General features: G+C 64.2%; 23 protein-coding genes and 1 pseudogene. 9 read left to right on the top strand and 15 right to left on the bottom strand.

The genetic code is table 11. From position 1 onward, the window contains the following. The first annotated feature begins 156 nt into the window (after nucleotides 1-156). The 6 genes from B0G77_RS34575 to B0G77_RS34605 all read left to right on the top strand — a co-directional run bounded on the left by B0G77_RS34575 (nucleotide 157) and on the right by B0G77_RS34605 (nucleotide 6,271). On the top strand, nucleotides 157-1,134 hold the full coding sequence (locus B0G77_RS34575) for an ABC transporter substrate-binding protein (RefSeq protein WP_133666272.1): 978 nt from the start codon (nucleotides 157-159) through the stop codon (nucleotides 1,132-1,134). Between the two features lie 161 nt (nucleotides 1,135-1,295). Beyond that, nucleotides 1,296-2,846, top strand: a complete 1,551-nt coding sequence (locus tag B0G77_RS34580) for a sugar ABC transporter ATP-binding protein (protein WP_243751423.1) — start codon at nucleotides 1,296-1,298, stop codon at nucleotides 2,844-2,846. Then, complete coding sequence (locus B0G77_RS34585; RefSeq protein ID WP_133666274.1) at nucleotides 2,843-3,874, top strand: ABC transporter permease; 1,032 nt, start codon at nucleotides 2,843-2,845, stop codon at nucleotides 3,872-3,874. The genes B0G77_RS34580 and B0G77_RS34585 overlap by 4 nt, the downstream gene beginning before the upstream one ends. Then, nucleotides 3,871-4,998 carry a galactofuranose ABC transporter, permease protein YjfF gene (gene yjfF / locus B0G77_RS34590; protein WP_243751337.1) on the top strand — a complete coding sequence of 376 codons (1,128 nt, stop codon included), beginning with the start codon at nucleotides 3,871-3,873 and terminating at the stop codon, nucleotides 4,996-4,998. Before B0G77_RS34585 ends, yjfF begins: the two co-directional genes overlap by 4 nt. A gap of 710 nt (nucleotides 4,999-5,708) precedes the next feature. Then, complete coding sequence (locus B0G77_RS34600) at nucleotides 5,709-5,957, top strand: AbrB/MazE/SpoVT family DNA-binding domain-containing protein (protein WP_133666275.1); 249 nt, start codon at nucleotides 5,709-5,711, stop codon at nucleotides 5,955-5,957. Beyond that, a complete protein-coding gene (locus B0G77_RS34605; RefSeq protein ID WP_133666276.1) occupies nucleotides 5,951-6,271 on the top strand; it encodes a type II toxin-antitoxin system PemK/MazF family toxin in 321 nt (106 codons plus the stop codon). Before B0G77_RS34600 ends, B0G77_RS34605 begins: the two co-directional genes overlap by 7 nt. 49 nt (nucleotides 6,272-6,320) lie before the next feature. Here B0G77_RS34605 and mdcH read toward each other — a convergent pair whose 3' ends face one another. From mdcH to B0G77_RS34645, 8 genes and pseudogenes are all read right to left on the bottom strand, one after another. Then, nucleotides 6,321-7,259, bottom strand: coding sequence for a malonate decarboxylase subunit epsilon (gene mdcH, locus B0G77_RS34610; protein WP_133666277.1), 939 nt, complete (start codon nucleotides 7,257-7,259; stop codon nucleotides 6,321-6,323). Then, complete coding sequence (locus B0G77_RS34615) at nucleotides 7,259-7,957, bottom strand: malonate decarboxylase holo-ACP synthase (protein ID WP_133666278.1); 699 nt, start codon at nucleotides 7,955-7,957, stop codon at nucleotides 7,259-7,261. The genes mdcH and B0G77_RS34615 overlap by 1 nt, the downstream gene beginning before the upstream one ends. Next, nucleotides 7,957-8,781 (bottom strand): biotin-independent malonate decarboxylase subunit gamma, encoded by an 825-nt coding sequence (mdcE, locus tag B0G77_RS34620; RefSeq protein WP_133666279.1) that lies wholly within the window; start codon nucleotides 8,779-8,781, stop codon nucleotides 7,957-7,959. Before mdcE ends, B0G77_RS34615 begins: the two co-directional genes overlap by 1 nt. After that, a complete protein-coding gene (locus B0G77_RS34625) occupies nucleotides 8,778-9,656 on the bottom strand; it encodes a biotin-independent malonate decarboxylase subunit beta (protein WP_133666280.1) in 879 nt (292 codons plus the stop codon). Before B0G77_RS34625 ends, mdcE begins: the two co-directional genes overlap by 4 nt. After that, nucleotides 9,653-9,967 (bottom strand): malonate decarboxylase subunit delta, encoded by a 315-nt coding sequence (locus B0G77_RS34630; protein ID WP_133666281.1) that lies wholly within the window; start codon nucleotides 9,965-9,967, stop codon nucleotides 9,653-9,655. Before B0G77_RS34630 ends, B0G77_RS34625 begins: the two co-directional genes overlap by 4 nt. Continuing rightward, nucleotides 9,955-11,040, bottom strand: a complete 1,086-nt coding sequence (locus tag B0G77_RS34635) for a triphosphoribosyl-dephospho-CoA synthase (protein WP_243751424.1) — start codon at nucleotides 11,038-11,040, stop codon at nucleotides 9,955-9,957. The genes B0G77_RS34630 and B0G77_RS34635 overlap by 13 nt, the downstream gene beginning before the upstream one ends. 25 nt (nucleotides 11,041-11,065) lie before the next feature. Further along, nucleotides 11,066-12,755 (bottom strand): annotated as a pseudogene (mdcA, locus tag B0G77_RS34640) (malonate decarboxylase subunit alpha). An 8-nt stretch (nucleotides 12,756-12,763) separates the two neighbouring features. After that, complete coding sequence (locus tag B0G77_RS34645; protein WP_133666283.1) at nucleotides 12,764-13,561, bottom strand: GntR family transcriptional regulator; 798 nt, start codon at nucleotides 13,559-13,561, stop codon at nucleotides 12,764-12,766. Nucleotides 13,562-13,804: 243 nt separating this feature from the next. Between B0G77_RS34645 and B0G77_RS34650 the strand changes: the two genes are divergently transcribed. After that, complete coding sequence (locus tag B0G77_RS34650) at nucleotides 13,805-15,103, top strand: MFS transporter (RefSeq protein WP_208116537.1); 1,299 nt, start codon at nucleotides 13,805-13,807, stop codon at nucleotides 15,101-15,103. Between the two features lie 71 nt (nucleotides 15,104-15,174). Here the strand turns inward: B0G77_RS34650 and B0G77_RS34655 are convergent, their stop codons facing one another. After that, a complete protein-coding gene (locus B0G77_RS34655) occupies nucleotides 15,175-16,095 on the bottom strand; it encodes a DMT family transporter (protein ID WP_133666285.1) in 921 nt (306 codons plus the stop codon). Nucleotides 16,096-16,201: 106 nt separating this feature from the next. Here B0G77_RS34655 and B0G77_RS34660 point away from each other — a divergent pair, with 106 nt between their 5' ends. Beyond that, nucleotides 16,202-17,074 (top strand): LysR substrate-binding domain-containing protein, encoded by an 873-nt coding sequence (locus tag B0G77_RS34660; RefSeq protein WP_133666286.1) that lies wholly within the window; start codon nucleotides 16,202-16,204, stop codon nucleotides 17,072-17,074. Here B0G77_RS34660 and B0G77_RS34665 read toward each other — a convergent pair. The 6 genes from B0G77_RS34665 to B0G77_RS34690 form a co-directional block, all read right to left on the bottom strand. Then, nucleotides 17,059-18,132 carry an ABC transporter ATP-binding protein gene (locus B0G77_RS34665; protein ID WP_133666287.1) on the bottom strand — a complete coding sequence of 358 codons (1,074 nt, stop codon included), beginning with the start codon at nucleotides 18,130-18,132 and terminating at the stop codon, nucleotides 17,059-17,061. The genes B0G77_RS34660 and B0G77_RS34665 overlap by 16 nt on opposite strands. Nucleotides 18,133-18,170: 38 nt before the next feature. Further along, on the bottom strand, nucleotides 18,171-19,769 hold the full coding sequence (locus tag B0G77_RS34670) for an iron ABC transporter permease (protein ID WP_208116538.1): 1,599 nt from the start codon (nucleotides 19,767-19,769) through the stop codon (nucleotides 18,171-18,173). Between the two features lie 10 nt (nucleotides 19,770-19,779). Then, a complete protein-coding gene (locus B0G77_RS34675; RefSeq protein ID WP_133666288.1) occupies nucleotides 19,780-20,802 on the bottom strand; it encodes an iron ABC transporter substrate-binding protein in 1,023 nt (340 codons plus the stop codon). A 62-nt stretch (nucleotides 20,803-20,864) separates the two neighbouring features. Further along, complete coding sequence (efeB, locus tag B0G77_RS34680) at nucleotides 20,865-22,163, bottom strand: iron uptake transporter deferrochelatase/peroxidase subunit (protein ID WP_133666289.1); 1,299 nt, start codon at nucleotides 22,161-22,163, stop codon at nucleotides 20,865-20,867. Nucleotides 22,164-22,167: 4 nt separating this feature from the next. Beyond that, nucleotides 22,168-23,328, bottom strand: coding sequence for a hypothetical protein (locus B0G77_RS34685; RefSeq protein WP_133666290.1), 1,161 nt, complete (start codon nucleotides 23,326-23,328; stop codon nucleotides 22,168-22,170). An 87-nt stretch (nucleotides 23,329-23,415) separates the two neighbouring features. Then, nucleotides 23,416-24,852, bottom strand: coding sequence for a carbohydrate porin (locus B0G77_RS34690; RefSeq protein WP_243751338.1), 1,437 nt, complete (start codon nucleotides 24,850-24,852; stop codon nucleotides 23,416-23,418). 723 nt (nucleotides 24,853-25,575) lie between these two features. On the opposite strand from B0G77_RS34690, the gene B0G77_RS34695 reads away from it, so the two are divergent. After that, entirely contained in the window at nucleotides 25,576-26,250 is a 675-nt protein-coding gene (locus tag B0G77_RS34695) for a hypothetical protein (protein WP_133666292.1), read from the top strand. Nucleotides 26,251-26,284: the final 34 nt, after the last annotated feature.

A 26,284-nucleotide genomic window follows, 5' to 3' on the forward strand; every position in this document is an offset into this window, starting at 1 on the left:
ACGGCGGGGCGCTCGATATCAAAACTGGTATGGGTTGCGCAAATCAAATAATTGGACGGTACCGTAGTCAGCCACTACGCTAGGTTCGTCCCCATGAGATCGCCGCATGGCCGGGCGGTGGGACCATCGACACAAAACAATGATCAGGAGACAGTCATGATGATTTCACGACGCGCCGCATTGCGCGCTCTCGTTGCCTGCGCCGGTGCGGGGGCACTCACGTTCTCGGCGGTCAGCGCGCACGCCGAAGACAAACAGATTACGCTGGGCTTCGCCCAGGTCGGGGCTGAAAGCGCATGGCGCACAGCCAATACCGAATCGGTGAAATCGGCAGCCGCCGACGCGAAGATCAAGCTTAAATTCTCCGATGCCCAGCAGAAGCAGGAAAACCAGATCAAGGCGATCCGCTCCTACATTGCCCAGAAGGTCGACGTGATCGCGTTTTCGCCAGTCGTCGAGTCGGGCTGGGAACCGGTGCTGCTCGAAGCCAAGGCGGCGAAGATTCCGGTCATCCTGACGGACCGCAACATCGATGTGAAAGACACCTCGCTGTACGTGACGATGATCGGCTCGGACTTCATGGAAGAAGGGCGGCGTGGCGGGCATTGGCTCTCAGATCACTATAAAAACGACCAGGGCCCCATCAACATCGCCGAACTACAGGGAACGGTCGGATCCGCTCCGGCGAATGACCGTCATTCGGGCCTGCTCGAAGTGATCAAGAACGATCCGAAATTCAAGATCATCGCGTCGCAAAGTGGCGACTTCACGCTCGCCGGCGGCAAGCAGGTCATGGAAGCGTTTATAAAAACTTATGGAAATAAAATAAATGTAGTTTATGCGCATAACGACGACATGGCGCTCGGCGCGATCCAGGCGATGGAAGAGGCCGGCATGCATCCAGGCAAGGACGTCGTCGTTGTATCGTTCGACGCGACCAAGGGCGGCTTCCAGGCGATGGCGGCGGGCAAGATGAATGTCGATGTCGAATGCAGCCCGCTGCTTGGACCGCAACTGATGTCGGCGGTGAAGGACGTGGTGGCCGGCAAGCCCTTGCCCAAGCGGATCCTGACGCAAGAGACTGTGTTCCCGCAGAGCGTTGCGGAACAGACGTTGCCGACGCGCAAATATTGACGGCTGGGAGCGGCTTCCAGCGAGTTCCTCAGGTTGCTTTTCTCCAGTGTGGTGCCTCAACGCCGTCCGTTAAAGCGATAACGGACGGCGTCTTTTCAACCGACCCGATCCGGTCTATGGCCCATCAGACACCCGAACCGTCCTCTTCTCTAACCGGCCCGATGTCCGCCGCCACGCTCGCGCATGGCGAGGCATCGGGCGAGCCCGCGCCGGTGCTTGAAACGATCGGCATCAGCAAGACGTTTCCCGGCGTGAAGGCGTTGCAAAGCGTCGATTTCCGTCTCTATCCCGGCGAGGTGCATACGCTGATGGGCCAGAACGGCGCGGGCAAATCCACCCTGATCAACGTGCTCACGGGCGTGCTTGCGCCCGAGGGCGGCGAGATACGTCTCGCCGGCGAGCCCGTGCAGTTTGCGTCGCCGCAGGAAGCCGAAGCCGCAGGCATCCGCACGCTGTATCAGGAGGTCAACCTGTGCCCGAACCTGTCGGTGGCGGAGAACATCTTCGCGGGACGCCAGCCCAGGCGGTTCGGCGCGATCGACTGGGCTGACATCAAGCGCCGCGCACAGGCTGCGCTGGCGCGGCTCAACGTCTCGCTCGATGTGACGAAGTCGCTCGACGCGTACCCGATCGCCGTACAGCAGATGGTGGCGATTGCGCGGGCGATTTCCGTGGATGCGCGCGTGCTGATTCTCGACGAACCCACGTCGAGCCTCGACGACGGCGAGGTCGCCCAACTCTTCGAGATACTAAGGAAGCTTAAGCAATCGGGAATCGCGATCCTGTTCGTCACGCACTTTCTCGAACAGACCTACGCGATTTCGGATCGCATTACGGTCATGCGCAACGGCGAGCGGGAAGGCGAATATCTGGCGCGCGACCTGTCGGCGGACCGGCTTGTGTCGAAGATGGTCGGCCACGAACGGATGAGCACGCGGCTCAAGGAAGCCGCGCGCGAAGCGCCGGCGGACAAAGCCAAAGTGCCGCCCTTCGTCGAACTGCGCGGTGTCGGGCGCCGCGGCATGATCCAGCCGATCGACATCGACGTGCAACCCGGCCAGATTCTCGGCCTCGCCGGTCTGCTGGGATCGGGTCGCACGGAAACCGCCCGGCTGCTGTTCGGGGCGGACCGCGCGGACAGCGGCACGATCACGATCGGCGGCGCGGCGGCGCGGCTGCGTTCGCCGCACGACGCGGTTCGCCATGGCATCGGTTACTGCCCGGAAGATCGCAAGAAAGAGGGCATCGTGGCGGACCTGTCGATCCGCGAGAACATCCTGCTTGCGTTGCAGGCAAAGCGTGGCTGGCTGCGCAAGATCAGCCGCTATCGCGCACGGGAGATTGCCGACATGTGGATCGAGCGCCTCGGCATCAAGGCGTCCGACGCCGAGCAGCCGATCGGACTGCTCTCCGGCGGCAACCAGCAAAAGGCGCTCCTCGCGCGCTGGCTCGCCACCGACCCCAGGCTGCTGATTCTCGACGAGCCCACGCGCGGTATCGACGTCGCCGCGAAGTTCGAGATCATGGACCGCATGCTTGCGCTGTGCGGTAAAGGCCTCGGCATCCTGTTCATTTCGTCCGAGGTGAGCGAAGTCGTGCGTGTGAGCCACCGGGTGGCGGTGCTGCGCGACCGTCGCAAGATCGCGGAAGTCGCGGGCAACGTATCGAACGAAGACGACATCTATCGACTCATCGCAGGAAACGCCGAATGAAGATCCCGAACTGGCTCGGGCGCGACGGCGCCGACCGACCACTCGTCTGGCCCTGTGTGACGCTGGCGCTGTTGTGCCTGCTCGACCTGTGGGTCAATCCGCATTTCTTTTCGATGCGCATCCTCGAAGGCCATCTGTTCGGCGCACCCATCGACATCCTCAATCGCGCCGCGCCGCTCGTGCTCGTCGCGACCGGCATGACGCTCGTCATCGCGACACGCGGCATCGATATCTCGGTCGGCGCGGTGGTCGCGATTGCCGGGGCGGCGGCGGCGACGGTGCTGGCGAGCAATGCCGTGCCCACCTCCTCGCTGATCGCGCAGGCGCTGTGCGCCGCCCTCGTGGTCGGCGTGCTGAGCGGCATGTGGAATGGGCTGCTGGTTGCCTTCGTCGGGATGCAGCCGATCATTGCGACGCTGATCCTGATGGTCGCGGGCCGTGGCGTCGCGCAGTTGCTGACAGCCGGGCAGATCATCCCGATTGGCGCGCCAGGGTATCTGTTCGTCGGCGGCGGCTATCTGCTCGGGGTGCCGTTCTCCGTGTGGATCGCGACCGTCGCCGTGCTGACGACGGTGCTGCTGGTCGAAGGCACCGCGCTTGGACTCTTCATTCGCGCGATCGGCGTGAACCCGGTGGCGACCCGGCTCGTCGGCCTGCGCTCGAAGGCGATCGTGTTCGCCGTGTATGCCTTTTCCGGACTGACCGCGTCGATCGCGGGCGTTCTGATCAGTTCGAACGTACGCAGCGCGGACGGCAACAACGCAGGCCTCCTCCTTGAACTCGATGCGATTCTCGCGGTCACGCTGGGCGGCACGTCGCTGCTCGGCGGCAAGTTCAGCCTTGCCGGGACGGTGCTGGGCGCGCTGATCATCCAGACGCTCACGTACACCACCTATTCGATCGGCGTGCCGCCCGAAGCGACGCTCGTCGTCAAGGCCGCAGTCGTGCTGGCGGTGAGTGTGATCCAGTCGCCGGCGGCGCGGTCGATGGCGATGTCGCTCTTCACGTCGCGCGGGGTGGCACGATGAACCGCCTCTTTGCTGCCTGCGCCCGCATCGTCGATCCGCGCACATTGCCGCTTGCCGTCACGATCGCGCTGTTTTGCGCGCTGTTCGGTTTCGGCTCGGTGATGTACACCGGCTTCTTCTCGTGGCAGGTGCTGCTTGACCTGCTGGTCGACAACGCGTTCCTGCTGATCGTGGCGATCGGCATGACTTTCGTGATCGTGTCCGGCGGGATCGATCTGTCAGTGGGTTCGGTCGTCGCGCTGACGACGATCGTTGAGGCTGTGCTATCAGAGCGTATGCATTTTTCGGTGTGGCTGATCCTGCCGATCGTGCTCCTGATGGGCACGCTCTTCGGCGCTGTGCAAGGGGCGCTGATTCACTTCTTCCGTCTGCAGGCGTTTATCGTGACGCTTGCCGGCATGTTCTTCGCGCGCGGCCTGTGCTTCCTGATCACGACTCAGTCGATCACGATCTCCGACCCGACCTTCAAGGCGATTTCCGCGTATCGGCTGAACATCGGCACAGGTTCGGTAACGGCGAATGTGTTGATCGCGATGGCGACGCTCGCCGTGGCGATTTACGTCGCGCACTTTACGCGCTTCGGTCGCAACGTATACGCGATTGGCGGCAATGCGCGATCCGCCTTGCTGATGGGCTTGCCGGTCGCACGCACGAGAGTCGGCGTCTATGCGCTGAGCGGCTTTTGTTCGGCGCTTGGCGGCGCGGTTTTCACGTTCTATGTGCTGTCGGGATATGGCTTGCAGGGGCAGGGCATGGAACTCGATGCGATCGCTGCAACCGTGATCGGCGGAACGTTGCTGACTGGGGGCGTCGGCTACGTGATGGGCTCGCTCTTTGGTGTCGGTATTCTCGGCACGATCCAGACGCTGATCACGTTCGATGGCACGCTCAGTTCATGGTGGACGCGCATCGTGATCGGCGCGCTGCTCTGTGCGTTCTGTCTGTTGCAACGGTTGATCGAGCGTCAGGCGCGCGGCGCGCGGCGGCCGGGCGGGACAGGAGCGGTCGCGACGGCAGGCAAGAAGCGCGCGAGATCGTCACGCGATGGACACGCGATCGACCCTGATCCGAATGCGATGGGGCATACGCCGGCGGGTGCCTTGCAGAAGTCGGGCGGGCGCTAGGGCCCGTTATTAGCGTGAACAGGCCCTGGCCCGTACTGGTTCTGCCGGGAGAGCGGCAGCTGGTTTTGCGCTCATCCGGCGACGGTGCGAGATCAGGCGTCAAGCGATGAACTCACGCGAGCAGTTGCCTTCCGCGCGTTTCAGGCGGCGTCAACGCCGCGAGAATCACGATGCCATGCGCGGCTGCGGCGAACACGCCGATGGCGTGCGCCAGGCGCCGTCGTCTTCGACACGTAGGCGATCAGGACCGGGAGCATCGCTCCGGCGGCGCGGCCGACGTTGAGATCAGCGCGATTTCAAATGAAGCCACCGCGAACGTGACGAACTCACGCTTGCGACCGATACGATCGCTGACGTAAGCGCCGGTCGGATAGCCGCAGTACGGCCCGACGATCACGACGCCCAGATACCTCCCTGTGCCGATTACTCTCAGATGCTTTTCCGTCTTGAGATGGGTCGGCTGCTTGCCTCACTCCATCCGTCGGCTGAACGACGCGTACAGCCGAATTTTCGTGGATCTGTCCGTCGAGGCGAATGCGGTGCTATCGCCGCGTGATCGAGCCGGCAATGACTGGCGATGACAGCCAACGAGGGACGACGACGGGCGGCCGCATTGAGATCCATCCTATGCCATTTGCCGTGCTAGAATGTACCAACATTGTATTTACATCTCATCCTCAACCGCATAACATTCTGCTTCAGGTGACGCCATGAAAACGACGATCCGCAAGATGGGCAATTCGCATGGCGTACTGATTCCGAAACCGATCTTGACCCAACTGGGACTGGAGGACGAAGTGGATATGCAGGTAGAAGGGGATGCGCTGGTATTGCGCCGTCCACCGAAAAAAGCGCGTGAGGGCTGGGCAGATGCGAGCCAGTCGCTGGCTGCGTCGAGCGACGATCGTCTGGTAATGGGCGAGTTTCCGAACGCGGATGACGCGGGGTTCGAGTGGTAGCGCGCGGCGAAGTATGGCTCGTGGCGCTCGATCCCACCATCGGCAGCGAGATTCAGAAAACGCGGCCTTGCGTGGTGGTTTCGCCGCCCGAGTTGCACGATCATCTGCGCACTGTGATAGTCGCGCCGATGACCACCGGCGGCAAGCCCGCGCCGTTTCGCGTGCCGCTGACTTTTCAGCGCAAGAAGGGACTGGTGCTGCTCGACCAGATCCGCACTGTCGACAAGACGCGGCTCGTGAAGAAAGCGGGCGCAGTATCGGACCTGGCGCTGTCGAACGCGTTGTCGACGTTGCAGGAGTTTTTCGTCGAATAGGGTGTCGGCTGGTTTGATGTTAGCCGCTGCGAGCCGCCATTAGCGGTCGTTAACCACCGTCAGCCCCAGTGCGTCGCCGTATGGTTGCAGCGAGCCGGTCGAGTGCCATTGAGCTTGCGGCGACGACGGTTACGTCCGGAAAGGCTTCGCGGCTGATATCGCTCAGCACCTGCCCCGGCGGGGCTTCGATCAGAACGCGGCCGCCCATTTCGATCATCGCTGTCAGCGCGTCGTACCAGCGCACCGTATAACGCATGTTCGTCGCGAGATCGGCGCGGATCGCGTCGGCCGTGTGTAAAGGGCGACCGCCTCGGTTGTCGATATACGGACCGAGCGGGGCGCGAAACGCGATGTCTTTCGCGTAGGCGAGCAGTTCGTCGCTGGCCTCGGCGAGCAGTTCGCAATGCGAAGGCACGCTGACTGCCAGTCGGGTTGCCTTACGCGCACCGGCTGCCAGGGCGCGTGCAATGAAGGCGCCGAGCGCCGCATCGGAGCCAGCCATCACGATCTGGCGGGGAGCGTTGACGTTGGCGATATAAACCGGTGTATGGCCGTCGTGCTGGTGATCGTGAGCGAGCTTTTCCACTTGATGCTCGGACAATCCGGCAATCGCAGCAAGACCATAGCCTGATGGCCAGACCGTCTCCATCAATTCCGCTCGTTTTCTCACCATACGGAGCGCGTCGTCGAATGCCAGCGCCCCGCAACTCACGGCGGCCGGGTAGGCACCCACCGAGAGCCCCGCACTGATGTCAGGCTCAATATGTTCTGCAGCGAGGGCGCGTACCATTGCAACACCGGCCACGACAAGTCCGACCTGTACAGCGACCGTCGAACGTAGGGCGTCTGGCGTATCGAGCGTCAGGATATCGAGGTCGAGAATATGTGAGGCTTCGTCAAGCGTTTCCTTGAACGCTGCCTGTTCGTGCAGTCGGCGAAGATAGCCTTCGTGCTGCGCGCCCTGACCGGGGAACAGATACGTCAGCATCAGTCGCCGCCGTTGGTGGTCGACCACGGATCGGCGACGAGCACGGGACCCTGCGAATGGCGCGCCATGACACGCGGTTTGCCCGCTGCGAGTTCCGCGAGGGCTATGCCGCCTGCGGGCGTTTCGACCTGTGCGTCGATCCGGATACCCTCGTGTCCTGCATATGCCTGCAGTTCGCTCAGCATCGCGACCGCGGCCTCGTGAGTGAGTCGTGCGGGTGCGCGAATCAGCAGATCGAGATCGCTTGACGACGTGACGGCCGGGAACCCGGTCGCGAGTTCAAAACCGACGCTTCCCGTCGGCCCCCATCTGAATGCAGCGAGCGTCGCCGCGTGGCTGCGGAGAGCGGTCAACGCGATGAACGCGGGAAGTGCACGGCGTTCGCCAGAAGGATCGACGTCCAGAAGTTGTTCAGGCGTGACGGCCGCTTCGACGTCGTCGGCTTCGGCCCACGCCCCGTAACGCTGTTCCCGGGTGTCGCTCCGTACGCCGATCGCGATGAAGCCCGCTGCGGCCTGCGCACGCCGCACAACCGCGAACGGTGCGCGCGCGAACGCGTCGCGAACCCACGGCGGTTCACTGTCGTCGTGGCGGAGACGTCGCAGTCTCAGCAGATCGTGCGGCTGCCAGCGCGTGTCGCCCAAAGGCGCAGTACTGGCCGTATCGAGGCGAAACGGTGGCGGGGCGCACACGGGCATCACACGGCATCCCACTGTTCGGCGAGCCGTCGGCGCACTTCGATCGAAGCGGCCCGCGTCATTTTTGCGGCGCCCGATGTCAGCCGACGCGACAGGTCACGCGATCCCTCACGCGCACTGCGAACCGAGTCGATCAGAACCTGGCGAACGCGATCGATCTGTGCGTCATCCGGAGTATCGGCGTCGACGCCTTCGATCAATTCATCGAGCAGGCCGAGCTTCGCAAAAGACGCCATCGAATACGACATCGGCACGATCTTCTCGCCGAGAGCGTCGAGCTCTTCGACCGTGCGACGGGTGACGCGGGCTGCCGCTTCCTTGCCCATCGCGTGGACCATCGTGCCGGGCGCGTCGAGCGCGACAATCCGGTTTGCCTGGTAACCATGCGCGAGAAATGCGCCGGACATCGCGGGTCCGACGATCAACGCAATCACCGGATGCCCCGCCGCGCGCGCAGTCGCGTACGCATCGACGGCCGCGGCGCACGCGAGATGGATGCCGAGCATCTCCTCGCGATAGCCATACGCCTGGCTTTTGACGTCGACGATCGCGACGATCGGTCGGCGCACGCCCGTGTTGCCGGTGCGGGTGTCTTCGTCGATAACCTCTCGCACGGCGCGGGCGAGTCGCCAGCCCTGCTCGAGCCCGACGACATTGTCGGTCGCGCGCGGGAAGCGGTTGTCCGGGTCCGGGACGACGGCGATAAAGCGCGCGTTTTCGGCGCCCAGCTGCGCATCGCCACTCCAGACCGGTGCGTCCGTGCGGATATCACCCGCGAGTGCGCGAAACCAGCGCGCGCCGCGTGTCAGCGTTGTATCGTTCACGCGTCCTCCTTCGACGGGTTCAGGGCCTGCGAGCCAAATACCGGGCGCATCGATTCGGGGGTGACGGTCACGGGATCGATCTGCGCGAGCCGTGCGAGATAGGTATCGACCTGTTCGCTGCGATGCGCCGACGGCACACCCTGGGCAAACGCGTGCCGTACGGCTTCGCGCACGGCGCTGGAATCATCTTCGGTGAGCGTGTCGGCGAGGCCGGTCGCCGCGCGCTGCTCGCCGCCGATCAGTTGCCAGACGCGGCGTCGATCGCTGGCGTCGAGTTCGTCGATGCCCGCTTCCTGCTCGATGACTTCGGGCCCGTTCATGCCAAGCCGCCCCTGTTTTGTCACGACCAGATACGAACAGAGCGCGGCCGCCAGCGACATCCCGCCGAAGCATCCGACCATCCCCGCAATCACGCCGACCACCGGTACATGCCGGCGCAGCGCAACGATGGCTGCCTGTATTTCAGCAATGACGGCGAGACCGAGATTGGCCTCCTGCAAACGCACGCCGCCGGTCTCGAACAACACAACCGGCCGCACGATCCGGCCACGCTCGCAGTCGCGCAGCGTGAGTTCGAGCGCGGCCGCGATCTTGCTGCCCGATACCTCGCCGATACTGCCACCCTGGAAGGCCGATTCGATGGCGGCGACCACTGCCGGCTCGCCATCGATCGTGCCGCGTGCAATGATGGCGCCGTCGTCGGCTTGACAGACGATGCCCTGAATCGGCAGCCACGGCGATTCGATGCGGTCGAACGGTCCGAGCAGTTCGCGAAACGTGCCGGCGTCGAGCAGTGCGCGTGCGCGCTCACGCGCGGACAGTTCGATGAAGCTCTCGCGCAGCAAGGGCGTGGGAGGCGTCGCAACTGGATTCATGCGTTGTCTCCCGTTTCGGCGGCGGCTGCTGCTTCGGCCGCCTCGGCAAGCCGCAGCGCGACGACGCCGGGCGTCGCGCCAAAGTCGTTGATTTCGATCTGTGCGGCGCCATCAAAGCGCGTAAAGAACCGGTCCAGCACGCTCTTCCAGATGTGGCTATAGCCGTCGACGCTCGTTCGGACGACCACCTGCGCGGTCATCGTCGCGGCGGGCGACAGCAGCACTTCGAGGTCGCCGGAGCCGACCACCCCGACGTGTGCACGTGTCGTGACGGCGCGTCGCGCCGGATAGTCGAAAGTCAGATGTTCCATGAGGCAGCACTCCCGCCGGCATCGTGCGAAGCCAGCTTGTCGATGAAGAGGGTGGCGGCGAGCATGTCGGCTGCGCCGCCGGGGGATGCGTTGAGCGACGTCAACTTGCTCTCGAGCGCCGCGAGCGCCATACGCCCCTCTGCGGTGGAACTGCCACCGCAGGCGAGCGCGTGGCGCGCGCCTTCCTTGCCGGCGTGCAGGCCGGGGAGGCCCGCGCGATGGAGGAGGCAAGTGTCGTCGAGCGACGCCATGATCGCCAGCAACGTGTCGACGCGCGCAGCGTCTTCCGCGATGCCGTTTGCGCGTGCCGTAGCGAGCGCGGGCAAACCGACGTCGATCACGTGCGGAAAGCCTTCCTGCGCTTCGAGCCGTGCGCCGCCGACGCGGTATTTGCGGCGCACGCGTTCGCCGTGGCTGTCGGTGGGCGCGGCGAATCTATCGGGGAAGCAGGCAATCTGGGCGGCGAGTTTGCAGATACGCAATGCAGATTCCGCAAGCGACGCGCTGTTTCTGCTGACGGTCGCTACAGCGCGATGGGCCGCTGGGCCGGTACGCGTTCCAGCAGAGCCAGGGGCGCCGCGCGATACCACATTGGCCGAAGTCATATCGTCATCGCCGCATGAAAACTCATTGACCGCCGTGCCTCCGCCCTTGATCAGATTCGAAGCCGAAGAGGTGGATTCGTAGATCGCCGCGCCCGCAACCAGCAAGCCGAGAATCCAGATCGCGCCGCGATGCGCGTTGCTGCCGCCGGTGGCCTGCATCATCGCGATTTCGCCGGTGCGGCCGATCTGCCCGAGTTCGGCCCGCAGCGTGGCGGAGGGGACGCGATTGCGCGATGCCCGCGCGAGCGCAACGAAGGTCGGCTCCAGTGCCAGCGCGGAGCGGGTCATCTTCGCCAGATCGAGGTCGCGGTGTGCTCCGCTGCCGCGCCGGTCGACGAGCGCCGGTTTGGGCGTCAGGTGCGCCTCATCGATCAACGCATCGACGGCGAGCCGGGCAAGTTGCGCGTCGGGCAGCTCAGCCGGAGCCGCCGCGACACTTGCACTCGCGCACGTTCCCCGCGGCGCCATGGTGTCAGCCATCGCTGCCATGGGCTCACCAGCTCCGGAACCGCGCGGGCGGCGAGTACAGTCCGCCTGACCACGTGACGAGATCGTCGATGCTGCGTGCCGCGAGCAGCGAGCGTTTCGCTTCACCGCGCCGGATGCCGAGATCTTCCGGATACGCGACGATGCCGCGTCGGCGCAGTTCAGCGGTTTTTTCAGGCTTCGCGCGCAGACCGATCGGCGTCACGCCGGCTACCGCGGCCAGGGCCGAACGCCGTTCTTCAATGCCTTCCGCCTTGTGCAGATAGGCGATGCCTTCCTCGGTGACGACGTGGCTCACATCATCGCCATAGATCATCACCGGCGCGACCGGCATGCCGCTTTTCGTGCCCACCGCCACCGCGTCGAGTTCTTCGACGAAGGTCGGTTCGCCACCTTTCTTGTAGGTCTCCGCCGTCTGCACGACAAGCTTGCGCCCGCGCGAAACGGGGCCTTGATCCTTCAGCAGCTTGAGCCAGGCTTCGCTCGAATGACGCCGCCCGCGCGGGTCATGGCCCATGTTCGGTGCGCCGCCAAAACCCGCGAGCCGGCCACGCGTCACCGTCGATGAATTCGCATCCGCGTCGAACTGCAGCGTTGAGCCGATGAACAGGTCGACGCCATATTGCCCGGCTAGCTGGCACAGCACGCGGTTCGAGCGCAGGCTGCCGTCGCTGCCGGTGAAGAACACATCGGGGCGCGCCTCGATATACGCTTCCATGCCGACCTCGCTGCCGAAGCAATGCACGCTTTCCACCCAGCCGGATTCGATCGCGGGAATCAGCGTGGGATGCGGGTTGAGCGTCCAGTTGCGGCAAATCTTGCCCTTGAGCCCCAGCGATTCACCATAGGTCGGCAGCAGCAGTTCGATGGCGGCCGTATCGAAGCCGATGCCATGATTCAGCGATGTAATCCCGTACGGCGCATAGATACCCTTGATGACCATCATCGCGGTCAGCACCTGCAAGTCGCCGATGTGGCGGGGATCGCGCGTGAAGAGCGGTTCGACGGCGAAGGGCCGGTCCGCCTCGACGACAACGTCGACCCATGACCCGGGAATATCGACGCGCGGCAGTTCATCGACGATCTCGTTCACCTGGACGATCACGATGCCATGCCGGAATGCGGCAGCTTCGGCGATGGTGGGGGTGTCTTCGGTGTTCGGTCCCGTGTAGAGGTTACCGTGCCGGTCGGCTTTTTCCGCGCACAGCAGGGCAACGTTCGGCGTCAGGTCGACGAACATCCGCGCATATAGCTCGACGTAGGTGTAGATCGCGCCGATCTCGAGCTGCCCGTCTTCGAGCAGTTGCGCCACGCGCAGGCTCTGCGGGCCGGCAAACGAAAAGTCGATCTTGTGAGCGATGCCTTTCTCGAACAGCGTCAGGTGTTCGGGGCGGTTGATGGTCGAAATCAGCAGATGAACATCGTAAACCTTCTCTGGGTCGACTTTCGCCAGCGAGCGCGACAGGAAGTCGGCCTGCTTCTGGTTATCGCCTTCCAGCGCGACGCGATCGCCCGGACGAATCAATGTTTCCAGCGCGTCGACGATGCGTGCTGCCGGTAGCACGCCGTCCTGCAGCCATGGCGCGATTGCCGCGAGACGGCGTTTTTTTTTCGTCGCGGCGCGTGGTCCAGGAGCGCGCTGCGGGCCCGGCTGCCGCAGCGGCCGTATGAGGTGACGTTTCGACGGATGGGTTCATCGGCGGATTCAGCTCCCGGTTGAAGTGGGCATGGTCGTGCGCGTGCGGGACGCGCGTGCCGCACGTGGCTTGCGGGTTTTTGTCTGCACGGCCTCAGCCTGTGCGCGTTCGTTCAGGAAACGATAGAGCAGATCGCCGGTGCCGAGCAGATGTTGCGCAACCAGCGTCTGCGCGGTGGCAACGTCACCTCGACGCACGGCGTCGAGCAGCGCGTCATGTTCCTGATCGGATTCGACCTTGTAGCTCGGCAGGCCGAACTTCAGGCGCAGATAGCGTTCGCCACGCCGGTGCAGCGTGACGAGCATCTCGGTGAGCTGTGGCCGTCCGGCGGGCGCGTAGAGGCTCATATGGAAGGCTTCATTTCGCGTCACATAAAGAGACGGATCGGTTTCGCGCCCGGCGGCCTCGCAGAGCTTTTCGGATACGCGCAGTGTCTCAGCGGTGTGAGCCGGAATCGCCAGCCCGATCGCGAGGCTTTCGAGTGCCGAGCGGATCTCGTAGATTTCCCGCGCCTCGTCGGCCGACAAAGGCGCGACCGTCGCGCCCTTGTGCATCTCGACTTTCGCCCAGCCTTCGCTTTCGAGTTGCCGAAGTGCTTCGCGCACGGGAATCGCGCTGACCGAAAAATGCCGCGCAATCGCGTCCTGCCGCAACGGTGCGCCTGGTGCCAGCGTGCCGTCGACAATCGCCGCGCGCAGCGCATCCGCGATCACGCGTGACGTGCTCGCCCGGGGCACCGCCGCCGGCAGAAGAAGAAGTGGCGCCGTGCCTTCGTGTAAGGGAAAACCATTCGTTGCGTCGCTCATGAGATCAAATATTATATATAAAAAAGCGCGTTTTCCAGCCGGAGAAACCCGGGGTTTGCGGTCCACAGGCACCTGTCGCACACGCACGGGCAGCATCCCGCGCCAGGTTCTGCTCGAGCACCAATGAGACAGCAAACTCCGTCCGGCTATCGACCCCGCTATTGACCCGGCTATCGACCCGACAAGCGCACCGCAGCGTCGTTCCGAAGCACGTATTCCAAACCGTATCACTGGAGGAGCATGATGAATTCAATCACGGACCGCGCGACTGCCGCGCGGCGGCGCACGCCGCTCAATCGCTCGCAGATTGCTGGTTTCTGGGGCGCGTGGGCAGGCTGGACGCTCGACGGCATGGACTCGTTCATTTACGCGCTGGTCCTCACGCCCGCACTGACCGAGTTGCTGCCGCGCTCGGGTTTCGCCGCGACGCCGGCCAATGTCGGGCTGGCCGGTTCGATCCTGTTCGCCCTGTTCCTCGTCGGATGGGGGCTGTCTTTCATTTGGGGTCCGCTCGCCGACCGCTTTGGCCGCACACGGGTGCTGGCCGGCACGATCTTCACGTTCGCCATCTTTACGGGACTCGCGGCGACCTCGCAAAACGTGTGGGAACTCGGCATCTACCGCTTCATCGCAGGCGTGGGGATCGGCGGCGAATGGGCGCTCGCGGGCACCTATGTCGCCGAAGCGTGGCCGGAGGACCGCCGCAAGATGGGCGCCGGCTATCTGCAGACGGGCTACTACGCAGGTTTCTTCCTCGCCGCCGCGCTCAACTACACGATCGGCGTGCATTTCGGCTGGCGCGCGATGTTCCTGACCGGCGCGGTGCCTGTCGTCTGCGCGATCGTGATCCTGCTGCGCGTGAAAGAGACGGAAAAGTGGCAGAAGGCCGAAGCGCGCACCGTGCGCACCAAACCGTTGCGGGAGATTCTTGGGCCGATGTACCGGCGTCGCACGTGGGTCGCCTGCGCGTTGCTCACGATCGCGATCATCGGTCTGTGGGCCGGGGCGGTCTACGAGCCGTCGGCTGTCATCCAGCTCGCGACGAAGGCCGGCATGACGAAACCCGAGTCGGTCAAGATGGCGTCGATCGCAACCGGCTTGCTGTCAATCGCGACGATCCTCGGCTGTCTTGCGCTGCCGCCAATCGCCGAGCGCATCGGCCGCAGGAAAACCCTGGCGATCTATTTCACGGGCATGGCCGTGGCGATCGTGGGTAGCTTCGGGTGGGCGTTCTATCTGCCGAACGGTCTTGCGCCGTTTATCGCGTGGCTCACGGTGCTCGGCTTCTTCGGCGGCAATTTCGCGCTCTTCAGCCTGTGGCTGCCGGAGCAGTTCGAGACGCGCGTGCGTGCGACGGCCTTCGCATTCTGCACATCGTTTGGCCGGTTTGTCGGTGCGGGGGTGAACTTCCTGCTCGGCGCAGCGGTGCTGCACATGCATACGCTCGGCGTGCCGGTGGCGCTGACGGCGCTCGCCTTTGTCTTCGGCCTCTTCATCATTCCGTTCGCACCGGAGACGAAGGGGCAAGTGCTGCCCGAGTAAATGGCCGGTTGCGGCGCGGCGTTCGCTCACGCGGCGCCGGCCTGCCGCGCGGCAAGCGTCGTCAACCGGCGTCAATCGGCGTGGCGGCTGGCGCTTCCGCGCGGCAGGATGGCCGAAAGAAGCGGCCAGCCGAGATTGACCCCGAGGCTCGCCGCCACGATGAGCGCCATGCCGGCGAGCTGCGCGGGAGACAGCGCCCGTCCGTACACGACTGCGTCTACGGCGATGGCGGTCAGCGGATACACGAAGAGCAGCACGGCGATGACCGGCGTGGTGAGTTTGGGCAGCGCGCCGTAGATCAGCACATACGAGAGCCCGGTGTGCAGCACGCCCATCCCCACGAGCCAGAACCACTGCTGCGGCGAAATATGGGCGGCGGCCAGCGGCGCGATGAATGGCAGGCAGACGACGCCCACCAGACACTGGGCGAGCGTCAGCAGGTGCGGGCGCAGGTCACCGAGGCTTTTCGCGATCAGCGTGACGCTGGCATAGAGCACCGAGCCGGCCAGCGCCTCGCCGATGCCGATCAGATAGCTCGTGTGGCCCTGCAGGTTATCGGTGGCAACCACACCCGAGGCCAGCACGAGCCCGACGAAGGCGGTCGCGATCCAGCTGAGCCGGTCGATGCCGAGCCGTTCGTTGAAGAGCGCTGCACCGATCAGGACTACCCAGAACGGCTGCACGTGAAACACGACGGTGGCCACCGCGATGCTGGTCCGGTGAATCGCATCGAAGAACCAGACCCACTGCGTGACCATCAGCACACCGGAGAGCACCGCGAGCATCACGGTGCGTCGCGTGAAATAGCGGCGCGCGAAAAACCCTTTCCACGCGCAATACGCAAACAACGCCAGAAAACCGAACAGGCAGCGAAAGAATACGAGCGTGAGCGCGCCAAGCCGCGCCTCCTCGATGAAGATGCCGAGCGTGCCCATTAACAAGCCGCCGGCTGCCAGCGTCACGGCGCCCTGCTGGCGTTCAGTCATGTTCATGCGAGATGGCTCCGGTCAATGACAACGTTGGGCCGAGTATCGATGACTTGCCGTCTGCTTACAAACGAATAAAATTGAGATATTCCATAAGCGGAATTGATAAATCATGCATCCGGAATTCGACGTCGATCTCTTGCGGACGTTTGTTGCAGTGGTGGAGGCCGGCAGTTTTACAAAGGCTTCAGCGACGGTGCATCGGTCGCAGGCGGCTGTCAGCATGCAGATCAAGCGGCTCGAACGCATGCTCGGCACGACGCTTTTCATGCGCGATACGCGAAATCTGGCGCTCACACGGCCGGGCAACACGTTGCTCGAATACGCGCGGCGGATGCTCGACCTGCATGAGGAGGCGTGGTCGGCGATTGCGCGGCCTGAGGTGACTGGCCGTGTCGTGCTCGGCGCGCCGGATGATTACGCTTCTTCGTTGCTGTCGCCGGTTTTGCGTCGTTTTTCGAATCTGTACCCGCATGTCGAGATCGAGATCGTCTGCGCGCAGAGCACGGCGCTCGCGCCAATGCTGGCCGACAACAAGATCGATCTCGCCTTCGTCACACGTGACCGCAAGCTGCGCGGTGATCTGGTGCGGCGTGAGGACATGGTGTGGGTCGGCTCGCCGGAAGATTCCTCGGTGCTTGCCGCGTCACCGCTTCCCGTCGGGCTGTACGAGCATGGATGCGTGGCGCGGGCACACACGCTCGACGCGCTGAACAAGGCCGGGATCAAATATCGCGCGGCGTATAGCAGCGCGAGCCTGCTCGGGCTCGTGGCGACGGTCGATGCGGGGCTGGCCATCGTGGCGCTGGCGCGCTGCAGCGTGCCGTCGCGCCTGACGATTTACGGCGAGGCGCAGGGTTTGCCTTACATCGAGCCGCTCGAAATCGTCGTGGCCCGCAGCGCGAAATCCGACCGGCCGACCTGCGACTATCTCGCCGCGCAGATGATGCAGGATCTGTCCGTGCCCACTCAGGCGCGCGCGTAGGCCGTCACATCGCCATCGACGGCGAGCCGTACCCTGTCGCCCGGATGTGGGCTGCGATAGCCGGGCACACGGGCGCGAATCGCGGCAGATGGCGTCGTGGCGGCGTGTTGCGCGTCCAGTTGCAGCAGGACGCTCGCGTCCTGACCGTTGAAGGTGACTTCGCGTACCACGGCATCGAAGGTGTGCGTGCCGTTCGTCGCCGCCTCGCCGGCCGCGAGCACGCGGATCTGTTCCGGCCGCACCATTACATCGACGGGACCGTCTGCGATGGGGGCCGACAGTTTCAGTTCGCCGAGAGCGCAAACGGCAACCTCGTGCGCCACAAGGCCAGGCAGCAGTACGGCTTCGCCGATGAACGAGGCGAGTTCGCGGGTGACGGGGCGTCGATAGAGCGTTTCCGGTGTCGCCTTCTGGATCAGCTTGCCATCCCACAGCACGGCGACCTCGCGTCCAAGCGACAGCGCTTCCGATTGATCGTGCGTGACCAGCACGGCGGTCGCACCCGCCGCCGCCAGCGCATTCGCGACGGCCTGGCGGGTTTCGAGCCGCAACGCCGCATCGAGCGACGAGAACGGTTCGTCGAGCATCACGAGGGTCGGCGACGGCGCGAGCGCGCGGGCCAGCGCGACGCGTTGCTGCTGGCCGCCCGACAGCTGCTGCGGCGCGCGCTCGGCGTAACTGGCCGGCAAGCCCACGAGTTCGAGCAGTTCCGCGACGCGATGGCGAGCGCGCCGCTGGCCACGCGGCAACCCGAACACGATATTGTCCGCGACCGACAGATGCGGAAACAGCGCGCCTTCCTGCGGCACATAACCGATACGGCGCTGTTCGGAAGGCAGATGCAGATCGTTGCCGGCGACGCGCCGCCCCTCGATTTCGATGGTGCCGCTATCGGCCCGCTCGAAGCCGCACAGCACGCGCAGTAAGGTCGTCTTGCCACTGCCTGACGGACCGAGCAGCGCCAGCAGCGTGCCGCGCTCCACTGACAGGTCGATGCCGTGCAGCACGGCGTGGCCGTCAAACGATTTATGCAGGCCGCTGATACGAAGTTCGCTCATGGAAATCTGATGGAAATACGGTTGCTGCGCTCAGGTGCTCAAGTGCTCTTGCCAGCCAGGGCCGAGCGGCCCAGCAACGCGAACAGCAGGCCCGACGCGCACAGGGAAATACCGGTCAACAGTGCAGCATACGGCGCGGCCGCGGCAAAGGCGAGCGTCGAAGTGTCGGACCAGACCTGGGTGGCGAGCGTGTGTGTGCCGATCGGCGAGAGAAGCAGTGTCGCGTTGAGTTCAGTGGCCACCGAGATGAACACCATCGACGCCGCCGCGCCGAGACCCGGCCCGGCAAGCGGCAGCATCACGCGAACCAGCGTCTGCTTCCAGTCGAGGCCGAGCGCGCGAGCCGTCTCTTCGAGACGCGGCTGCGCCTGCATCAACGCCGCGCGCACGCTGACGAGCGCGAGCGGCATGAACAGGATCGCGTACGCAATCACGAGCAAGGTCGCGCCCTGATAGAGCGGCTGCAGCGCATGCACGGCAAGCGACACGATCGCGAGCGCGATCACCAGCCCCGGGATGCCTTGAGCGAGGAACACGGTGCGCTCGGAAAGCGTCGCGAGCCGGCCAGGATAGCGAACCAGCAGGAACGCGAGCGGAACGACGAGCAGCGTCGTCACGACCGCAGCGGCGAGCCCGAAACCCAGCGACGACATCGTCGCGTTGAACAGCAGTTCGGGCGACACTTCCGTAGGCGTGACCGCGGCGGCGCCTTCCTGCGTGAGCCAGAAGCCGATCATGCCGAGCGGCACGCCGAGCGTGGCAATGGCGAGCGCTGCGAAACCGCCCGTCACGACCCAACGCCACTTGCCCAGCTCGTAACGCAGCGCAGCTCGGCGTGTGCCGCGATCGACACGTTCATACCGCGCCCCGCCGCGTACGCGGAATTCGAGCGCAAGGCACACCAGACACATCGCGATCAGGAGGCACGCGAGCAGCGATGCGCCGCTGTTGTCGAAGCTCGTGCGGTACTCGGCGTAGATCTCGGTGGTGAAGGTGCGAAAACGCAGCAACTGGAACGCGCCGAATTCGGACAACACGCCGAGCGCGACGAGCAACATGCCGCCAAGTAGGGCGGGGCGCAGTTGCGGCAGCACGACGCGCGTGAAGGTCGCCCACCGCCCGCAGCCCAGTGCACGCGCGCTTTCTTCGAGCGCCGGGTCCATGCCGCGCAAGGCAGCGGCGACCGGCAGATAGACGAGCGGAAAATACGCGGACGTAATGACGAGCAGTGCGCCGGCAAAGTCCTGCAAATCGAGACTGAGCGACACCCACGCATAGCTCGTGATGAAAGGCGGCATGGCGAGCGGCGCAGCGGTCAGCACCGCCCAGGCGCGACGACCGGGCACATGCGTGCGTTCGACGAACCACGCGGCCGCCGTGCCGATAACGGCCGACGTCAGCGTCGCGCTGACGGTGATCAGCAGCGTGTTGACCAGCAGTTCGCCGACGAGCGGCCGGAACACGAGTTCGATCGTGTCGTCGAGCCCCAAGGTCGCGGCACGATAGAGGGTAAACGCCAGCGGCAGCAGCACCAGCATTGCGCTGAATGCAGCTGCCGCCAGCAGGCCGCGCGGCGCGCGCTTTCTGGCGCGCGCCGTTGCGGGAGCCGCAGGCGCGGCGATCATGACCTCGCTCACATCCGATCCATTACAGAAGCCCCGCCTGGCGCAGCAGCTTGCCCGCCTGACTATCGTCGCCGAGCTGCTCGAGCGTGAGCGACGGCGGCGTGAGTTCAGAGAACGGCTTGAGCAGCGGGTCCGGCGCAACGCCTGCGCGCAGCGGATATTCGAAGCTCACGTGGTTCTTCGCCATCAGCGTCTGCGCACGTTCGCTGACGAGGTACTTGAGGAACGCTTGCGCCCCGGCTGCGTTGTGCGCAGTTTTCAGCACCGCTGCGCCGGATACGTTGACGAGGCCGCCGACGTCGCCATTGCCGTAATGATAGATCGCGGTGCGCGTTTTCTTGTCGCCGAGTTCGGCGTGCAGACGGGCCCAGTAGTAATTGTTGACGAGACCGGTTGCCACGCCGCCGCGATTGACGGCAGCCACCACACCTTCGTCGTCGTCGAAGATCTGGGCGTTCGCCTTCAGGCCCTTCAGCCACTGAAGTGTCTGCGCTTCGCCCTTGAGCGCGAGCACGGCGCTCACGAGCGGCAGAAAGTCGGCGTCGCTAGGCGCAATGCCAACCTTGCCCTTCCATTCGGGCTTCGCCAAATCGAACAGCGACGGCGGCAATTGCGACGGCTGGACCTTCGTCGTGTTGTAGATGAGCACGCTTTCTCGGGCGGTCACGCCGACCCATTGTCCCGTCGGCGAATTGAAGCGTGCCGGGATCGTTGCGAGCGTCGCCGCGTCTACCTTGGAGAGCAGCCCCTTTTCTTCGAGCAGCATCAGTTCGGGTGAGTTTTCCGTGAAGTAGACATCAGCGGGCGTGGCCGAGCCTTCGGCCACCAGCTGCGCGGCGAGCGCCGGGCCTTCGCCGCTTCGGATCTTCACCGAAATGCCCGATTCCTTTTCGAAATCCTTCGCAAGCGTGTTGACGACCTGCTCGTGCTGCGCACTGTACAGCGTAATCGACGCGGCGTGCGCGCTGACCGCGGCAAGTGACAGCGTGAATGCCGCCGCGATGCAGGACACGCGCAAACGCGTGCCAAAACGGGATGAAGCCATGATTCTTGATCCTCCTGATTGTGATATGTCGATGCCTGTCGCGCGTTTCTGGCTGCCGAAGCTTACGCCTCGAACAGACCTGCGCCAATGAACGAACCCTCGCGCGCACCCGGCGGCACAGCGAACACCGCGCTGCCGATGTGCGTCGTGAACTGGTTCATCATGTCGAATTTCGCGAGCTTCTCGTTGATCGGAATGAAGCCCGTACGCGGGTCGCTCTGATGTGCAATGAAAATCAGACCCGCGTCGTATTCCGTCTCCTGGCGCCATGGCGGCCACCGTTCGATGTAGAAGTTCGTGCCGTCGTTGTACGAATACGAGCGGCGCAGAATCTGCGCGCCGTTATTGGTCGCCTGGTTCGACAGCCGCACGTGCGAGTTTTCCGGAATGACCGGGTTGTCGTCCTTGTCCTGCGCATTCAGGTCGAGCGCGTCGAATTCGTTCTTCTTCCCGATCGGTGCGCCGCTGTACTTGTGGCGGCCGAACACCTGTTCCTGGAAGCCGAGTTCCATCTGGTCCCAGTGTTCGAGCGTGATGCGCACCCGACGCACAACCGTGTACGTGCCGCCCTGCATCCACGGCGCGTCTGCGCTGTTGGCCCAGACGAACTGGTTCATCAGCGGCGGCTTTTGCGTCGACGGATTGTTCGTGCCGTCCTTGAAGCCCATCAGGTTGCGCGGGGTCTGTCCGCGCGGGCCCGACACAAAACCAGCCTGGCCCCAGCGCATCTGGATCGCGCCATAGCCCATGCGCGCCAGTTGACGGACCGCGTGAAACGCCACTTGCGAATCGTTCGCGCATGCCTGGATGAAAAGATCGCCGCCGGTTTTCTCTGCGATCAGCTGGTCGCCATTAAAGCGCGGCAGATCGACGAGCGCTGCCGGACGGCGGTTCGCGAGGCCGTAACGATCCTTGCCTTCGTGCGTGAAGAGGCCAGGGCCGAAACCGAACGTGATGGTCAGTCCCGAGGTGCCCATGCCCAGCACGTCGCCGGAATCCGGTGCCGACCTGTCGTCGGCCGTGTCGAGCGATGCAGCCGGTGCGCCCTGCGTGAGGCGTGCAGCGGCGTTGGTCCATTCGCGCAGCAGGCTGATGACGTCGTCGCGTTTGCCGGTCGTGAGATCGAACGCGGCGACGTAGGTGTGGCTTTGCTGCGGCGTGACGATGCCGCCTTGATGCGCGCCGAAGAACGGCTCGACAGCGTGCTGCGGATCGTTCGTGTGTGGCTTGCCGGATGCGGCCTGCGCCGCGTGGGCGAGACCGCTCGCACCGAGGCCCGCGCCGGCCGCTACCGCGACGCCGCCTGCTTTCAGAAATCCGCGCCGCGCTGGGCGCGACGGCGGAGTGTGTTCGTTTGGCATGATCTTATTTCGCGAGTACGAGTGTGTTCACGTCATCCTGTACGTAGTAAAAACCGTCGCCCTCCGGCGTCATCGCGATGCCGAACAGGTCGCCGTTGCCCGGAGGCGACTGGGCCTTGTCCGTGTCGATCCAGCGCGCGTAGATCTGCTTGCCGCTCGCCGGATCGATCTCGACGACCTGGCCGTTGAGCGCGTTCGTCACAAGCAGGTGGCCGTTCCGCGCGGTGACCATCGCGAGCGGACGGTGCAGCAGGCCATCGGCGGTCAGCTGGCGGCCGACGCCCCCGCTGGTGTCGCGCGTCAGGGGCTCGTCGATTTCGTTGACCCGGTTGCCGATCGCGTCCGAGACGTACAGCAGCTTCTGGTCGGCGGACAGCGCAAGGCCAGTAGGGCCGACGAGGAACACACCCTTGTCGGCCTGCGCGCCGAAGCCGCTTCCGATCACCGTTTCCCGCTTCACGACGGGCGGCTTGCCTTCTGGAATGTCGAGCTCGAGGCGCAGTACGGTGGCCTGCTTGAACACCGGCGGATCGCCATCCGCGCCGCCGACGCCGAAGCCCGCATTGCTCACGAACAGCGTCGCGCTCGTGCCGTTATCGACGACAGCCATGTTGCCCCACGGGTCGTTGATATTCGGGCTGACGATGGTCGAGGCGACCTTGCCCTGCGGGTCGAGTACGATCAGGCAGCCGGCGCCCTTGGTGCCGGTCGTGCCGTCGTTGCTCGGCGTGCTGCCGACGATCACCCAGCCCGACTTCAGCATCGTCATCGCCGTCGACAGGCCGACGCCGCCCGGGCATGCCTTCAGGTCGCGGGGCACGGTAGCGAACGTCGACATCTGCCTGGTGTCGGGGTGGTAGTTGACGATGGTGCTGCCTGTGCCTTGCAGATTGGTCGAGTTGTTGAAGTTGCCGACCAGCACGTCGCCCTGTTTGACCGTGCCGGCGGAAACCGGCGCGACGACGATTGCGTACGGATTCTGGTCGCCGTTCTCGGGCACGGTGTTGATCAGGGTCGTGTGACGATGCAGTGTCTCGAGAAAGCCTTGCGGCTCCGCCTGTGCTGCGCCCGTGGCGAGCAGCGCGGCGACGGTGGCCGTCACGGCGAGCGCAGCGCGTGCGGTGCTCGCCGTGTATCCGCCGACCTTGCGCGTGGGGTATTTCATGTATGTATCTCCGTGCCTGCCTGTCGAACGTCGAATGTCGAATGTCGTCATGGTCAGATGGGCAGGGTTCGGGTTGAAGAAAAGCGTTCAGAACGTGATGTTGGTCCGCAGGCCGATCACGAAGGTATTGCGCAGGCTCTGCGTCGGATCGTTCGGATTCTGTCCAGCGCCGGCGTTGAACGTGTATTGCGCGTCGGCCTGCAACTGCCACCATGGTGTGACCTGATACTGATAGGTCGCTTCGAGCACGGTTTCGCTGCTGCGCACCGTGTACGGGCCGCCGCTGAACACGACGTTGTCCTCGTCGAAACCGCGCGCGTGACTGCCCACCCTGATATAGGTGAGCCCAAGGCCGACGCTGTCGTTATCGCGGCCGGCGAACGGGGCCTTCATCACGACGCCGAGGTTCGCGCTCGCGCTGATCAGGTTGCGATCGCCCGGCGCGCCCATCACGCGCGCAAAGACGCCTATGCTGCGTGCTTCGTCCGGGTCCGGGCGCCACACCATCTGGTCGGCAACCGCGTAGAAGCTGTAGTTGCCCTGGTGCGTCTGCGGGATGCCGGTCGATGCCGCCGTGTTCGCGAGCGGTATCCCAAGATTGTCGTAACGCGGGTCGTTGAACCGATTGTTGTTGTACCAGACGCCGATCTTGTATGTGCCTGGCAGGCCGCTCTTGCTCATGCCGACCATCTCGCCATCGGCCGGCTGGTTGATCGAATATTGCAGCTCGCCGATCCAGAGCGTGCCGTTATGCAGGTTGAAATTGGTGCCGCTGATGTTATCCGGATTGTTGCCGAGCGGATCGCCGGAGAACACGCCGGCCAGCGCCGTCAACGACGGCGTGATCTGGCCGCGCACGCGCACGCCGAGTCCGGCCAGCGGATACGCCGGGCCGCCCGACGGCATGTCGTAGGACGGCACGCCCGGCCAGCCGAACATCGTATTGACGAAGAGCGCGGAGTACTGGCTCGTCATGAATTCCTGGTCGATGCTCTGCTGACCGATCTTCACGTCGACGCGCTTGTTGAGGAATGACTGCTGGTACCACATCTCCCACAGGCGGGTCGTCGCCTCGGCTTCAATGCCGCTCGCCGTGTTCAGCGTGCCGAGCTTTCTCGTGCTCAGGTTGGTGCCGTGGATCTGCAGCGCGCTGATATTGAACAGCCCGCCCGGCAGTCCAAAAGCTTTTTGCGTATCGACGCTGACGGTAGCGGTTGTCAGGCCGTCGTAGGCGCCTCCCGTTGCGAGACCGCCGCGCAGGTTGGCCAGATATTCGCTGGTCTCGACGAGGCCGAACGTTACGCCATACTGGCCGAGCCAGGGACGCAGGCCGCCTATGTCGCCGAGCATCTGCTGACGCGTCCAGAATCCCGTCCACTGTCCAGTGGGCTGCGCCTGAATATTCAGGTCTGCCTCAGGTGCTTCCGGGGTGGCGTCGGGACTGGCCGCGGCGAACACGGCGCTGGTGGTCAGCGATGCGCATGCAAAGGCGGTCCAGAGTGCAGCGCGGCGCAGGGAGGGCATGCGCGTTGCAGTGACGCATGCAAGGGCTGGCTTGCGGAGACGCTTGCGTGGGGCGTGTCCTGTAGGCCATATGAGTTTCATCGAAATCCTTTTTTGCTGTTTTTTTCATGTCGATCGGTACGACGCTACCTGTGCCCGTCACGTCGTTGATCGCAGCCGCTTCCGGCCACTTCCGATACTGCGAATGCCGAAATCGTACGCATGCGGAATGCAGTAGTCAACACAAATGAGAATGATTCGCATCAACATTACTATGACTTAAGTGTCAAATTACGTACGGCTATCAATTGTCATGTTTGAGTAATGAAACTGAAAGTTGATGAGGAGGCATCAAGCAGGATGGGTCAGTCGACATACCTGAACGGCATCATCGACCAGGACATCGGGCGCCAAGGCGCCACACCGGGATTCTGTCGGGCGGTATCGAGGCTATGCACGTGATGGGCAGAGCCCAGTTGAGGGGCGGCATCGTGAAGACTCGCGCGGAACAGTTCTGCTCATTGGAATCGACTCATTGATAGCGTGAGTACTCCTCATCAGGTTGATCTTCGTTCAACCTGCCTGATGCGACGGATCCGCCGGCAGTTTTTGCGCCAGGAGCTATAACTGACATGTGTCACGGGCGCCGCGCACACTGGCCGACAGGCATGGAGGTCGAACGCCTCCGTCGATGTGCTGTCGAAGCGCACGATTGCCTCGAAAAGTCACTACCAGGAGATACACATGAATCAACGCAGCCTCTCGCTTTCGCTGATCGTCAGTGCCGGATTGTTCGTGAGCGGCGCGTCGCACGCGCAGTTGAACCTTCAGCAGTTCGGTATTGGCGGCGGGAATTCGTCGAACAGTGCGACGGCGCCGTCGTCGGGCGGCGTGACGCAGTTGTTGCAAAGCTATGTCGGTGCGAACCAGCAGGTGTTGAGCGGGCAGTCGAGTCTGGCCTCGGCGATGGGAATGGGCAGCGCCGCTGACAAGGCGCAGCAGGCCGCCGGCATGCTGAGCGGCGGCACGCCGTCGGCAAGTACGTTGTCGCAGGTCGGCAGTACACAGCAGTCGCTGTCGCAAACCCTCACCCAGGCATTCGCGAGCGGCGGCACGCCGTCGGGCGCGCCCGTCAACAAGCAGGCCTTCACGGATGGGCTCTCGTCTCTAGGCAAGGGCGTGAGCCAGTATTCGAGCCTGAAGTCCGGACTTGGCAGTCTCGGGCAGATGAGTCCGACGTCCATGCTGCAGTCCGGTCTTAACCCGCAGACCGCGCAGGCGGCCTCGTATATCGCCCAGTCCGCGCCGGGGCAGTTGCAGTCGCTGATGTCGACGTTGAGCGCGGCGGTGCAGTTTGCATCGAGTCATGGTATTTCGGTGCCGTCGATTGCAACGACCGCGCTAGAGGGTGTTCAATAACGACGGCTGCGCGTCGTCTGGCCGATTCAGGCGA

It is taken from the genome of Paraburkholderia sp. BL10I2N1, from assembly GCF_004361815.1.
In the GTDB taxonomy this organism is placed as follows: domain Bacteria; phylum Pseudomonadota; class Gammaproteobacteria; order Burkholderiales; family Burkholderiaceae; genus Paraburkholderia.

What these genes read in the sequence shown, in the direction of transcription:
- B0G77_RS34575 (WP_133666272.1), top strand. Translation starts at nt 157, where the DNA reads ATGATGATTTCACGACGCGCCGCATTGCGCGCTCTCGTTGCCTGCGCC.
- B0G77_RS34580 (WP_243751423.1), top strand. Translation starts at nt 1,296, where the DNA reads ATGTCCGCCGCCACGCTCGCGCATGGCGAGGCATCGGGCGAGCCCGCG.
- B0G77_RS34585 (WP_133666274.1), top strand. Translation starts at nt 2,843, where the DNA reads ATGAAGATCCCGAACTGGCTCGGGCGCGACGGCGCCGACCGACCACTC.
- yjfF (WP_243751337.1), top strand. Translation starts at nt 3,871, where the DNA reads ATGAACCGCCTCTTTGCTGCCTGCGCCCGCATCGTCGATCCGCGCACA.
- B0G77_RS34600 (WP_133666275.1), top strand. Translation starts at nt 5,709, where the DNA reads ATGAAAACGACGATCCGCAAGATGGGCAATTCGCATGGCGTACTGATT.
- mdcH (WP_133666277.1), bottom strand. Translation starts at nt 7,259, where the DNA reads ATGCTGACGTATCTGTTCCCCGGTCAGGGCGCGCAGCACGAAGGCTAT.
- B0G77_RS34615 (WP_133666278.1), bottom strand. Translation starts at nt 7,957, where the DNA reads ATGCCCGTGTGCGCCCCGCCACCGTTTCGCCTCGATACGGCCAGTACT.
- B0G77_RS34625 (WP_133666280.1), bottom strand. Translation starts at nt 9,656, where the DNA reads ATGAATCCAGTTGCGACGCCTCCCACGCCCTTGCTGCGCGAGAGCTTC.
- B0G77_RS34630 (WP_133666281.1), bottom strand. Translation starts at nt 9,967, where the DNA reads ATGGAACATCTGACTTTCGACTATCCGGCGCGACGCGCCGTCACGACA.
- B0G77_RS34635 (WP_243751424.1), bottom strand. Translation starts at nt 11,040, where the DNA reads ATGGCGCCGCGGGGAACGTGCGCGAGTGCAAGTGTCGCGGCGGCTCCG.
- B0G77_RS34645 (WP_133666283.1), bottom strand. Translation starts at nt 13,561, where the DNA reads ATGAGCGACGCAACGAATGGTTTTCCCTTACACGAAGGCACGGCGCCA.
- B0G77_RS34650 (WP_208116537.1), top strand. Translation starts at nt 13,805, where the DNA reads ATGAATTCAATCACGGACCGCGCGACTGCCGCGCGGCGGCGCACGCCG.
- B0G77_RS34655 (WP_133666285.1), bottom strand. Translation starts at nt 16,095, where the DNA reads ATGAACATGACTGAACGCCAGCAGGGCGCCGTGACGCTGGCAGCCGGC.
- B0G77_RS34660 (WP_133666286.1), top strand. Translation starts at nt 16,202, where the DNA reads ATGCATCCGGAATTCGACGTCGATCTCTTGCGGACGTTTGTTGCAGTG.
- B0G77_RS34665 (WP_133666287.1), bottom strand. Translation starts at nt 18,132, where the DNA reads ATGAGCGAACTTCGTATCAGCGGCCTGCATAAATCGTTTGACGGCCAC.
- B0G77_RS34675 (WP_133666288.1), bottom strand. Translation starts at nt 20,802, where the DNA reads ATGGCTTCATCCCGTTTTGGCACGCGTTTGCGCGTGTCCTGCATCGCG.
- efeB (WP_133666289.1), bottom strand. Translation starts at nt 22,163, where the DNA reads ATGCCAAACGAACACACTCCGCCGTCGCGCCCAGCGCGGCGCGGATTT.
- B0G77_RS34685 (WP_133666290.1), bottom strand. Translation starts at nt 23,328, where the DNA reads ATGAAATACCCCACGCGCAAGGTCGGCGGATACACGGCGAGCACCGCA.
- B0G77_RS34690 (WP_243751338.1), bottom strand. Translation starts at nt 24,852, where the DNA reads ATGCCCTCCCTGCGCCGCGCTGCACTCTGGACCGCCTTTGCATGCGCA.
- B0G77_RS34695 (WP_133666292.1), top strand. Translation starts at nt 25,576, where the DNA reads ATGAATCAACGCAGCCTCTCGCTTTCGCTGATCGTCAGTGCCGGATTG.